Here is a 13,089-nt window from a genome sequence, read left to right as displayed (position 1 = left end):
GCTTCCTCGCGCAGAGTACTCGCGTAAGCGCGTAACAACATCATCATCTACATATTGCGTGATTCGCGCTCACGTTCGTTTCCGAAGACACAGCCAAAGCAACACGAAGCTGCTTTGTCGAAAGTCCGCCTGTCGGATGGGTGACGAACACGAAGTTTTTGTCGTTGCCATACCGGAGCTGCATCACGGATACGTGGCATGTCTGACAGTAATTCCTACACCAGTACTCGAATTTCCCCCCATTGTGCAGCTCCAGTCTTCGGTTGAGTCTCCAGCTTTCGTCGCTCTGCCCAACGGTAAGCCTTTTCGTGGAGATCTACAGAGGTTTTTCTTAGGGTAATATCAAGCAAGCCAATCAGCGAAACAAGTATAGCCTTAAGGCGAAAAAATAAACGGGTATTTGTCGATAGAGAAGTGAGGCAACGTGAATATATGCCGCAAAGAACAAGCGATAGTACGTTCACACATCTGAACATCTACAAAGGGGAAATTCGTTAGTGACACAGCAGCTGCTTACGCCATACCAAAGCCAATATTATGCGTGGCAACTGACCCGTCGTGCTCCAAGCGACACAGTAGAATCTCTAGCATCCACTTTGGTAGATTCGCAAGTTGACCTCAATCCGCATCAGGTCGAAGCAGCATTGTTCGCCTGTACGAACCCACTATCTCGCGGTGTGATCCTAGCCGACGAGGTTGGACTCGGAAAGACGATTGAAGCGGGTCTTGTCATTTCACAGCGTTGGGCCGAGCGCCGTCGCCGCCTACTGATCATCGTTCCAGCTAACTTGCGCAAGCAATGGCACCAAGAACTGCAGGACAAATTCAATCTGCAGAGCCTGATTCTTGAGGCCAAAAACTACAACACGATCCGTAAGCAGGAAAACCAGAACCCCTTCTTGATGCCGTCCGGGCCTATCATCTGCTCGTACCAGTTCGCAAAGGCCAAGGCTGCCGACATTAAGGACATCAACTGGGATCTGGTCGTGCTCGACGAAGCGCACCGGCTGCGCAACGTTTACAAGACAAGCAACGTCATCGCCAAAACGATCAAGGAAGCCCTTGCGCACGTTCATTCAAAGGTGCTCCTGACGGCAACGCCGCTGCAGAACTCCTTGCTTGAACTCTACGGGTTGGTGAGCATGATCGATGACCGTGTGTTCGGTGATCTCGACAGCTTTCGTGCGCAATTCACCCAGCCAAACAAGGAGCAGGCCTTTGCCGCACTGCGCTCCCGTATTGCGCCAATCTGCAAGCGCACCTTGCGTCGGCAAGTGCAGCAGTACGTTCCCTACACGGCACGCCGCGCCATCGTTGAAGAATTTACACCATCGACCAAGGAGCGCGAACTGTCTGCCCTCGTTGCAGATTATCTGCGTCGCCCGAATCTAAAAGCGTTGCCGGATGGGCAGCGTCAACTGATCTCGTTGGTGTTGTGGAAGTTGCTCGCCTCGTCAACACACGCAATCGCTGGCGCATTGGAAACGATGGCCAAGCGCCTGCAAGGGGTGCTCGACGACACCACGAACATTCCCGACCTCGCCGAAGCGTTGGACGAGGACTATGAATCGCTCGATGAAACCGCCGATGAGTGGAATGACCAGGTGTCTGGCAACGAACCGTCGGCGAGGAATGAGCGCGATGCTGTGGCTCAGGAAATTGAGGAGCTTCGGCACTTTAAATCACTGGCAACCAACATCCGCGACAACGCCAAGGGCAAAGCACTTCTGACAGCCCTGGAGCGCGCATTTGCTGAACTGGAACGATTGGGCGCGCCCAAGAAAGCGATCATTTTCACCGAGTCCCGGCGCACGCAAGAGTACCTGCTGTCGCTGCTGGCTGACACGCACTACGGCGAGGGCATCGTCCTCTTCAATGGCACCAACAGTGATACTCGAGCTCAGGCGGTCTACAAGGATTGGCTGGTGCGACACAAGGGAACCGACAAAATCTCTGGCTCCAAAACGGCCGATACGCGTGCTGCCTTGGTCGAACATTTCCAGGAACGCGGCACCGTCATGATCGCGACCGAGGCGGGCGCGGAGGGCATCAACCTACAGTTCTGTTCCTTGGTCATTAACTACGATCTGCCCTGGAATCCGCAGCGGATTGAGCAGCGCATTGGTCGCTGCCATCGATACGGACAGAAGTTCGATGTGGTGGTAGTCAACTTTGTCGACCGCAGCAATGAAGCTGATGCGCGCGTCTACGAATTGCTGGCCCAGAAATTCCAGCTCTTTGAAGGCGTTTTTGGTGCCAGTGATGAAGTGCTGGGCGCAATCGGCTCCGGCGTCGACTTCGAGCGGCGCATCGCTGACATCTACCAAAACTGTCGCGACCCGGATGCCATCAAGAGCAGTTTCGAGCAATTGCAGCTCGACCTGTCCGGTGAGATCAATGAGGCCATGGTCAAGACCCGCCAGCTTCTGCTGGAGAATTTCGACGAAGAAGTGCAGGACAAACTTCGGATTCGTGCCGACGATAGCAGTAAAGCCCGGAACCGTTACGAGCGAATGTTGATGGATTTGACCAAGGCAGAGCTTGGCGATCACGCCGACTTCGATGCCGACGGATTCAGGTTGCTGCATTCGCCTAGCGCAGACCTTGAGGGGATTGCTCTCGGGCGCTACGAACTGCCCCGCCGCAGCGGCGACTCCCATCTCTATCGCATCGGCCACCCGCTCGCCGCATGGGTTACCCAACAAGCAATAAGTCGACAACTGCCCGGTAGCAGGCTCGTTTTCGATTACGACGGCTACGGCACGCAGGTCAGCACGCTCAAAGCACATCGGGGACAAACCGGATGGCTCACCGTCAGCCTGATTTCCGTTGATGCACTGGGCCAGCAGGAACAGCACCTAATCGTCGCCGCCACCACCGCCCAAGGCGTTGCACTGGCAGAGGATGATCCGGAAAAATTACTGCGCTTGCCCGCACATCAGAAAGCGGTTGACCTGAATTGGGCGACTGATGGCACCCTCGCTGCGGAAATGGCAAGCCGAAAGGTGCAAGTCCTGCGCGCGATCAACCAACGCAATCTCGGCTACTTTGAGCAGGAAGTTGAAAAACTTGATGCTTGGGCCGACGACCTGAAGTTGGGCTTGGAACAGGAAATCATGGGCATCGACTTTGAGATCAAAGAAGTACGGCGCACAGCGGCGATCTCACCCACCCTCGAAGAAAAGCTGTCCCACCAAAAGCGCCAGCGGGAGCTTGAAACAAAGCGTAGCAAGCTCCGGCGCGAACTGTTCACCCGTCAAGACGAAGTCGAAGCACAGCGCAACGACCTTATTACCCAGCTTGAAGTTCAGCTGCAGCAGCATGTTGAGGAACAAACGCTCTTCACTATCGAATGGGAGCTCGTTTGAAGACTTCATTATTCAACATATTACTAGCAGACAATTACATAAGGAGATATAAATGAAATCGCCTTCCGAGCAGTTGGCAGAAGCTGTCCTTCCTTTGTTGGTGAAGGAGGGGCTCTTTCTGCCTGAAGACTCAAAACGATACAAGGACCAGCTAGTGTCTGGCAGAATGAAATCCGAGGATTGGTTCATTGCGGCTCAGAAGTCCTTAGACAAGAGCGAGATGGCAAAATGACCATTCCGTCAATGTCTAGTCTTCTGATCGAAAGCCTCAGAGGCGCTGTTACCCAATTCGAGCTTCCTTTTGAGAAGAACAAAAAGCTCATCCTCATTTATGGTGAGAATGGAACCGGGAAGTCTACGGTATGTGATGCCTTTGATTTGCTAGGCAACGGCAAAGTAGGCTCTCTCGATACGAGAGGCCTGGGAGTTACCCGAAAGTATTGGCCCACACTTGGGAAGACGTTTGCAGATGTTAAGGTAACCTTGGCGACCTCCGGTGGTGACTGTTGCGTCTCCCTAAACAAGGCTGACGTGGTTGTGAGTAATCCCTCACTCCGCCCTCTGGTGGCTGTGCTACGGAGGGCACAGATTCTTGGTCTCATTGAAGCCAAGCCTGCTGATCGCTATAAAGAGATCAGCCGCTTTGTTGATGTGTCTGGCATAGAGGATTCCGAAGCAGCACTTCGCAAGCTTATTAGCGACAAAGCCAGAGAAAACGAGATTGCTGTAGCGCGCGTAGGCGAGAATCGATCAGAGATCCAGCGTTTTTGGCAAGAGTCTAGAGCGCCTGTCAAAGGTGCGGATGCGCTTAGCTGGGCGAAGCAAGAGGTGCTGCAAGATCGCAATCCCTTAGCTGAACGTAAGCGCATATTGGATCAACTGATCACCTTGTGGGATGCACTTTTGGCACACCCTCAAAAAATTGCAGGACTGGACGCACAATTACAAAACAGTGAAACTGAGCTTGTGAGTGCCCAAGAAAGCCTGTCGTCGTTTCAAGAAACAGTTGCACGAGACTACATGGAGTTATTGGATCTGCTAAAGGCCGCACAGGCACACTTCCGCCAGCATCCGATCCAGGATGCTTGTCCGCTCTGCGGTAGCAGCGAAAACGTAGAGGGGCTTGTGGAGAAGATTGACATGCGAATCGAGTCACAGGGGTTATACCGCCAAATGGAGCAGGTTAAGAGGACAGTCGCGGAGAAAAAAGCCTCAGTTCTACAGAATCAGCAACGCCTCGATGATGCCAAAGAGTCTGTACAAAAGGATACACAGGCACTCCAAGTTTACTGCTGTAGAAACGACATACCTCCTGATATAACTATGCCGGCATTTCCGTTGCCTGCCGACACTGGGAAATGGTCGGATTGGCAGATCACGCATCAACCTAGTAGGGATGCATGGTCGAATGCGAGTGAGGCCATAGTCGAGGACAGAAGGTTCATTGCCACATTGAGTGAGTCATTGAAAGTGCTGGAGCTGAATGAGCGAAATGCAAAGGAATTCGATGCCCTCTTGCCTCACCTTAAGAAGATATTGGAACTGGTTGAAGGTGAGCGTAAGAAGTTCACCGATACGATTCTCGCGGGCCTATCGACTAGAGTGGGTGAGCTATACGAAGCAGTGCACCCTGGCGAAGGGGTGAACAAAATTGGTTTGGCGCTCGATTCAGCAAAACGAGCGTCTTTGGAAATTACAACGGAGTTTGGTGGGAAGCTAGACACACCGCCCCAAGCGTACTTCAGTGACTCTCATTTGGACACGCTTGGCCTTTGTGTTTTTCTTGCTTTGGCTGAGCGGGATTCTCCAGAAAGCAAAATTCTTGTCCTGGATGATGTGCTCGGCAGTGTGGATGAGCCCCATGTAGATCGCGTCATCGAAATGATCTACGACGTGACAGCAAAGTTCCGGCATTGCTTGGTTACCACACATTACGGACCTTGGCGGCATAAATATCGCTGGGGCTGGCTGAAGAATGGACAATGTCAGTTTCTTGAACTCACTCGCTGGTCATTTAGCAAAGGCATCACGCATAGTCGAAGTGTTCCCGAAGCGGAACGCCTGCGAAGGCTGCTAGTCGAGCCATCGCCAGATCATCAAGCAATCTGTGCTAAAGCAGGTGTGGTCTTGGAGGCCGTGTTGGACTTTTTGACCCAGCTATATGAGTGCAATGTCCCAAGGCGAGCAGGGAATAGTTACACACTAGGGGACCTTCTGCCCGCCATTGATGGGAAGTTGAAAAAAGCTTTGCGTGTTGAGCATCGTATTGAGGATGGTATGGGTGTGGTCACTTTTGACGTGATGCTTCTGGAACCGCACATAACCAAAATTGCTCAGATTGCGCAGATAAGAAATGTGGCTGGCTGCCACTTTAATGCCTTGTCGTATGAACTTCTGGACAGCGATGCAGTTGCATTCGGAACTGAAGTGTTGGCACTTACTGATGCGCTGATCGACCATGAAATTGGTTGGCCCAGAAATGGAAAGTCTGGTAGTTACTGGGCGACCACAGGTGAAACCCGTAGATTGCACCCATTGAAGAAGCCGAGTTGAACGCCATGCCCGCAATTCAATCCCACTACTTGATCATCTTGAAGCAGGTGCTGAAAGATCGTTTTGTACCATTCCTTCCTCCTCTTCTTGGAACAGGAAGTGCAACCGACCAAACAGCTAAGCAGCTATCGCGGGCCTTCAGCGCCTTCGCATTGCACAAGCTGCTCGACATCACTCCGCAAGCTGCCGCTGCATCCGTCGTGGATGACTTTCAGGATAAAGGTATCGACGCTATCTACTACGACGAGAAGTCGGAATCGCTCTACCTGTTGCAAACCAAGCTAAAGGAATCGGAACAGTTCAAACAAGAGGATGCACTTCCATTTTGTGAAGGCGTGCGACTTCTGCTGAAACAGGACTTCGCGGCCTTCAACGTCAACGTTCAGAATCGACGAGCAGAAATCGAGCGCGCCCTAGATGCGTGTAGCCACATCCATTTGGTTGTGCTTTACACCGGCGATGGAATCTCCAAAACTGCCAACGACGCACTTCAAGCCTTGATCGACGATGAAGACCTCGACGAGGAACGCTTGGTCCAGTCGGTACAGATCTACTCAGCAGTAGAAATCACTCGCGATCTGCTGGCAGAGCAGGCTTATAAACCGGTGAATGCAGAAATTGCGCTTCACAAGCACGAGAAAATTGAGACTCCCCGTATCACTTACTACGGTGTGGTTCGTTTGTCTGATTTGGTGGCGCTGCATCGAACCCACGGCAAAGCGCTTTACGAGCGCAATATCCGCTACTTCCTCGGTAGCACCAAGTCTGATGTCAATAAAGCCATTATGGCGACATTGAACGATAAACCCAAAGACTTTTTCTACCTCAATAACGGCGTCACGGCTGTCTGCGATCTGATTGAGCCGAAGGCGAGCAAAAACGGCGTCAAAAAACTCAAGCTGCGCGGCCTGTCAATCATCAATGGCGCACAGACAGTGGCCTCTGCCGCCGAGTTTGTGCGCCAGCATCCGGGCAAGAGCATTGACGATGCCCGGGTCATGCTCACACTGATCAAGGCACCGGCAGAAGGCCTGTTTGGAAAACAAGTCACCAAGGCCCGTAACCACCAGAACCCAGTCCAGACCGCGAACTTCGCATCCTTAGACGAGAACCAGGAGCGACTGCGCCAAGAGGTCGCGCACTTTGATTTTGAGTATCACTATCGACCTGAAATCGCAGCCACGAAAGGAATCAAGGCAATTACGCTCGACGAGGCCTTGCGTGCATTGGCGCTGCTGCAGAACGACCCGCGCTATCCGGTTTGGCTGAAAAGTGAACCAGCACGACTGGCAAATCCGGAGTCCGCTGAATATCAGACATTGTTCTCGCCGGAACTGACTGGCGCGACGCTGATCAACGCCGTCCTGAGCTATCGCGCGATCCGATCTATGGTGCTGGACAACGAACAAAAAGCATCGGCGAAGAGCCAGGAGCGATTGATCTACCGCCACGGCACCCATGTCATCACGGCCGCAATGATGAAGCGGCTGCGGAATCGCATTGGTGCGGCGGCGGTAATCGATGCCGCCACGATCCCTGCGTTGATCAGTCAGCCGCTGGATCAGCTCCGACAAGAGGCATTTGACCTTGCCAAGGATCACCTGAAGTTTGAGGGGCCGTTGGCCTACTTCCGCAACCAGGGACACGTTGCGTCCTACCTCGCCGACTTGATGGAAAAACACTACGTGCTGGCCGCCGACCCAGCGGTAGCGCCGCTACGAAATATTCACAGCGCAGCGGATGCCTACCCAAGAAAGCGCTTGATTGATTATCTGGCGAGCCGCGCGCAGCAACTATGAGAGCAATGCCATGAACAAACAAAAACTAGAACTCACTTGGATTGGCAAGGAGAAGCGGCCCAAGCTAGAGCCCCGCATTTTGCTCGCAGATCCGGAGAAGTCCCACCACGCAAAGCATCGAGTATCGAACAACGACATCTTCGATAACCGACTTATTTTCGGGGATAACCTGTTGGCGCTCAAAGCCTTGGAGCAGGAGCTCACGGGTAAGGTGAAATGTGTATTCATTGATCCACCGTACAACACAGGAAGTGCATTTGAGCACTACGACGATGGTGTCGAGCATTCGATTTGGTTGGGTTTGATACGAGACCGCTTGGAAATTATTCGCCGACTTTTGGCACCTGACGGCTCACTTTGGATTGCGATTGATGACAACGAGGGACATTACCTAAAGGTGCTGTGTGACGAAGTATTTGGTCGTAACGCATTTGTCGCCTCAATGGTTTGGGAAAACTTCTACGGTAGAAGTAATGCAGCCGCGATTTCTCCCGCACACAACTACATCCTCCTTTATTCACCTATGGGGCAGGATTGGAAGAAAGTACGCAATCTTCTTCCTCGAGGCGAGGAAAGCGCAAGCAAATACAAGAATCCAGACAATGATTCCCGAGGCCCTTGGCGTTTAGGACCCATTTTTGCCGCAGGGGAGCGGCACGATGGGCTGATGTACACCATAACGACGCCATCAGGGAGGAAGGTAAGCCCTCCTAAGGGTAGCCATTGGCGGATGCTGGAGGATCAATTTTGGAAAATGGTAAACGAGGGGCGAATCCTGTTTGGAGAAAAGGGCGACAACAATCCAGCAGTTAAACTTTTCCTCAGTGAGGTTCAGGAGGGGTTAGTCCCACGGACATGGTGGTCGCATACAGAAGTCGGGCACTCACAAGAAGCCAAGAGAGAAATTCAAGCTTTGTTTCCTGGCGAAATTCCATTTGATACGCCAAAGCCGGAGAGGCTTCTCAGTCAAGTAATTACTATCGCGACGAATCCTGGAGACATCGTTCTCGATTCGTTCGCTGGTTCTGGAACAACTGGGGCGGTTGCCCACAAGATGGGGCGTCGCTGGATCATGGTGGAACTCGGGAACCATTGCGACACATATATTGTTCCGCGCCTTAGGAAAATCATTGACGGAGAGGATCAGGGTGGTGTCAGCAATGCGGTGAATTGGCAAGGCGGAGGAGGATTTCAATACTACAGACTCGCACCTTCACTGGTCGTAAATGATCGTTGGGGGAATTCGGTGGTAAATCCAGAGTACAACGCTGCGCATCTAGCAGAGGCCCTTTGTAAGCTCGAAGGATTCACCTATGCCCCGTCCGAAGTCCAATGGTGGCGACACGGGCATTCGAGCGAGCGCGACTTCATCTACGTCACCACACAGAACCTCGCAGCCGAACAATTGCAGGCTCTCTCGGATGAGGTAGGCAGCGACCAAAGCCTTTTGGTGTGTTGTGCAGCGTTTCATGGTGTGACCGCAGCCAAGGCATCAGAACGCTGGCCGAATTTGACGCTGAAGAAAATCCCCAAGATGGTGTTGTCCCGGTGCGAATGGGGCCACGACGACTACAGCCTGAACGTGGCCAATTTGCCGATGGCCAAGATTGAGAAGTCAGATCCCATTGCTGCGGCGAATAGCAAGTCATCGAAAAACAAGAAAGTCGCACCCGGACAGGGCGGACTGTTTGGGGAGAATGAATAATGAATGCACGCGTCCTGAATGCTGTCACCGGTCGATTGTCTCTTCGTCCGCCCCAGGCGGAATCTCTCGTGAAACTGGTGCACGCGCTCGAAGCCGCACCTGAGTTGCTGGGACACGAGCGTGATGTCTCGGCCATCCTGTCAACGCTTAAGGCCGAGTTCCCCGCTCTGGAAGACTTCGAGCGGGAATTTCCGTCGTTGTGCTTTGCGCTTGCCACTGGCGTCGGCAAAACCCGGTTGATGGGGGCGTTTATCGCCTACCTGCATCTAGCACACGGCATCAACAATTTCTTCGTGCTGGCACCCAACCTGACGATCTACAACAAGTTGATCGCTGACTTCACGCGCAACACGCCGAAGTACGTATTCAAGGGCATAGCCGAGTTTGCGCAGCAGTCCCCGCTGATCATCACAGGCGACAACTATGACCAGACTGGTGCAGTCGTTCAAGACCAATCGATGGGCTTCGCCCACGACGTGCGCATCAATATTTTCAATATTTCCAAGATCAACTCCGAGGTGCGGGGCGGCAAGGAACCGCGCATTAAGCGGATGAAAGAAGTGCTGGGAGACAGCTACTTCAATCATCTGGCAAACCTGTCAGATCTCGTGTTGTTGATGGACGAATCGCACCGGTACCGTGCCAGCGCTGGGGTGCGCTCTATCAACGATTTGAAACCCCTGTTCGGGCTGGAGGTCACCGCAACGCCCTTCGTTGAATCGACGCGTGGGCCGGTGCCGTTCAAGAACGTGGTGATGGACTATCCGTTGGCACGGGCAATGGAAGATGGTTTTGTCAAAGAGCCTGCCGCCGTTACCCAGCGTAACTTCGACGCCAAGGCACACACGCCAGAGGAGATTGAAAAGGTCAAGCTGGAGGATGGAGTGCGCCTGCACGAGACCACCAAGGTCGAATTGCTGACCTATGCCCGAGAGAACGGTGTCAAGGTGGTGAAGCCCTTCATGCTGGTGATTGCGCGTGATACCACCCACGCTGGGCAACTTTTGGCGCTTCTGGAATCAGAAGCCTTCTACGAAGGACGTTATCAAGGCAAGGTGATTCAGGTCGACTCCAGCCGCACTGGCGTGGAAGAGGAAGAGATGATCACGCGCCTGCTGGCCGTAGAAAGCGTGGACGAACCAACCGAGATCGTGATCCACGTCAATATGCTCAAGGAAGGCTGGGACGTGACCAACCTCTACACCATCGTGCCGCTGCGTGCCGCCAACGCCCGCACGCTGATCGAGCAGTCTATCGGTCGTGGTCTGCGTCTACCTTATGGAAAACGAACAGGTGTGGCAGCTGTGGATCGCCTGAACATCGTCGCACACGACAAGTTTCAGGAGATCATCGACGAGGCGAACCGTGGCGACTCGCCCATTCGTCTGAAGCAAGTCATCCTCGATGCGCCAAGCGCTGACGACAAAAAGGTCAGCGTGCAAGTTGGTTCGGGCGCAATGACGCGGCTGGGCCTGACCGATGCGCCCGTCGTGGCCGATGCTCCGACGAACGCCGGTACGGCTCCGACGGCCCCGGCATCTGCCCCTGTCTTCACCACAGACGCGGAACGGCAGGCGGCTCGCGTCGTGATGGAAGTAATTGGAAAGTACGAAGTCAGACGTGATCTAGTTCCTACCAGCAGCGCACTGCTCACCCCCGAGGTTCAATCAGCCATCCTGGCCGAAGTCACCGAGCGCTTGAAGCCGATACAAGGCAACTTGTTGGCGAGCGTCGATGACGGGCAACCGAAGCTTGATCTGTCAGCCGTGGTGGCAAAAACGACGGAGATTGTCGTTCAGCAGACCATCGACATTCCCCGCATCGCCGTGGTGCCGACCGGCGAAGTCACCACGGGCTTTCATCCGTTCAAGCTCGATGTGGCCCAGTTGCACCTGCAGCCGGGCGAGCGCGAGATCATCATTCACAACCTGCACACCAACGAGCAGGACACGCTGGCATCCGAGGTTGGCCTTAAAGAGCAACGGCCAGAGGACTACATCGTCCACGCACTGGTGGACTTTGATGACATCGACTACTTCACCCATGCCGATCTGCTGTACGAACTAGCGGGGCAAATGGTTCAGCATCTGCTGGGGTATCTGTCCGAGATTGAAGCGCGCAGCGTGCTGGATCGGGATCGCCGCCTGATCGCCCGCGAGATTCACGCGCAGATGATGGCGCACTTTTGGGAAGAAGCGACCGAGTACGAAGTACAGGTTAGTCGAGGCTTTACCGAACTGAAGCCCTGCAACTACACAGCCACGGCAGGACAGACGGCGCACCATTTCCGTGAAACGCTTACCGAGACCGGGCGTATCAAGCAGATGCTATTCGGCGGTTTTTCGCGGTGCCTGTATCCGCTGCAGAAATTTGACTCTGACACCGAGCGCCGCTTTTCCATCATCCTGGAGCGTGATGCCTTGAAGTGGTTCAAACCCGCCAAGGGACAGTTCCAAATCTATTACAAGCTGGGCACGGAGCAGCCGGAGTACATCCCTGACTTTGTCGCCGAGACAGATACGACCATCTACATGGTTGAAACCAAGGCGCGCACGGACGTCAATACTCAAGAGGTTCAGGCCAAAGCCGCTTCTGCAGCTCGTTGGTGCAAGCACGCATCGGCACACGCAATTGAAGTCGGAACAAAGGCGTGGAAATACGTTCTCATACCCCATGACGAAGTAGTGGAGTCAAAGCGATTTCATGATTTTTCTCGTTTTGTGATTAAATCAGCTTCTAAACTCTCACAATTCGACAAGTCATCCGTTGGCTGATGAATGAACCACTGGAAGGAAGCCATCCGAAAAGGTGCGAACAACGGATTCAGGCGTCAGAACTCGTACCAAAGTTGACAATGCGGGTTGCATCTGAAGGTCTGAATAGCCTGCAAAGGACCAACGCTTGAGCCCCTGGTGCCAGACAAGAAACGCCTCACGGTTAATATCCACCACTGTACCCAACGGCAGACTGGACAGCGGCGCTAGAAAAGTGACTTTCGCACCGTTTGGATCAATGCGCTCGCCATGAAGCACTTTATCGATTTCGCTAATTGATGGATTCGATACCGAAAATCGTTTGTCATTAGCGGTCAGCCAACTGGCTTTGAACTCATCATATCTCTCGCGTCTACAGGATGCACAGGGTCGATGCCCTGCTGCAAAGGCGGTTGCTTCATCAAGGAAAAACAACTCGGAGTAGGTGGTTCGACCGAATACTTCGCGCTTACGCCCTTGAAACTCTAGCGCACAGGTAACCCATGGTTTACGTTGCCAATCGCGAACAATCTGTTGCTGGTCGTTGTGAAGCATGCCGCGATTACCAAGCAGGGAGCCGCGTGCATTGACGGCACGCAGACACCCCCACGGATCCACTCGATTCTGTATTGTCATCGCTAACCTCCATAAAAATTATGCATTCAGCCCAATAAATGGGCGTCCTCCGCCGGAGACTAACGTGCTGGTCCTGGTCCTGGTCCTGGTCCGGGCACCGCCGGCACCCCCGCAGAGTTCGATCGGGACAGATTTTCTGGTGGTGGTTGAGGCATGTCTACGTTTGTTCTTTTGAGTCTGTCATCAACCCTTATGATGAATACAAGCGCTAGCAGCAGGAGAAGTGCCTTAATTAGTTGCACAATCATGATGATTCCTTTTCTAGTCAATCCTTG

7 protein-coding genes are annotated in these 13,089 nt (G+C 53.3%); 6 read left to right on the top strand and 1 reads right to left on the bottom strand.

Going from position 1 to position 13,089, the window contains the following annotated elements; genetic code table 11:
- Positions 1 to 497 precede the first annotated feature (497 nt).
- The 6 genes from Q7L55_09180 to Q7L55_09155 are packed head-to-tail and all read left to right on the top strand — an operon-like array spanning position 498 to position 12,199.
- Positions 498 to 3,368, top strand: a complete 2,871-nt coding sequence (locus Q7L55_09180; GenBank protein ID MDO8732725.1) for an SNF2-related protein — start codon at positions 498 to 500, stop codon at positions 3,366 to 3,368.
- Between the two features lie 52 nt (positions 3,369 to 3,420).
- Entirely contained in the window at positions 3,421 to 3,600 is a 180-nt protein-coding gene (locus Q7L55_09175; GenBank protein ID MDO8732724.1) for a hypothetical protein, read from the top strand.
- 11 nt (positions 3,601 to 3,611) lie between these two features.
- Positions 3,612 to 5,921: an AAA family ATPase gene (locus tag Q7L55_09170; GenBank protein ID MDO8732723.1), complete on the top strand. Its 2,310-nt coding sequence runs from the start codon at positions 3,612 to 3,614 to the stop codon at positions 5,919 to 5,921.
- Positions 5,922 to 5,926: 5 nt separating this feature from the next.
- Positions 5,927 to 7,720, top strand: coding sequence for an AIPR family protein (locus Q7L55_09165; GenBank protein ID MDO8732722.1), 1,794 nt, complete (start codon positions 5,927 to 5,929; stop codon positions 7,718 to 7,720).
- A 10-nt stretch (positions 7,721 to 7,730) separates the two neighbouring features.
- The gene (locus Q7L55_09160; protein MDO8732721.1) at positions 7,731 to 9,425 is read left to right on the top strand and encodes a site-specific DNA-methyltransferase; all 1,695 of its coding nucleotides are present in this window, start codon (positions 7,731 to 7,733) and stop codon (positions 9,423 to 9,425) included.
- Complete coding sequence (locus Q7L55_09155) at positions 9,425 to 12,199, top strand: DEAD/DEAH box helicase family protein (protein MDO8732720.1); 2,775 nt, start codon at positions 9,425 to 9,427, stop codon at positions 12,197 to 12,199. The genes Q7L55_09160 and Q7L55_09155 overlap by 1 nt, the downstream gene beginning before the upstream one ends.
- Here Q7L55_09155 and Q7L55_09150 read toward each other — a convergent pair.
- The gene (locus Q7L55_09150; GenBank protein ID MDO8732719.1) at positions 12,185 to 12,814 is read right to left on the bottom strand and encodes a hypothetical protein; all 630 of its coding nucleotides are present in this window, start codon (positions 12,812 to 12,814) and stop codon (positions 12,185 to 12,187) included. The two genes, Q7L55_09155 and Q7L55_09150, sit on opposite strands and share 15 nt — an antisense overlap.
- Positions 12,815 to 13,089: the final 275 nt, after the last annotated feature.

It is taken from the genome of Actinomycetota bacterium (assembly GCA_030650795.1).
Lineage (GTDB): Bacteria > Actinomycetota > Actinomycetes > S36-B12 > S36-B12 > UBA11398.
Note: the sequence above shows the minus strand (reverse complement) of the source record. Positions and strands in the feature narration are given on the sequence as shown.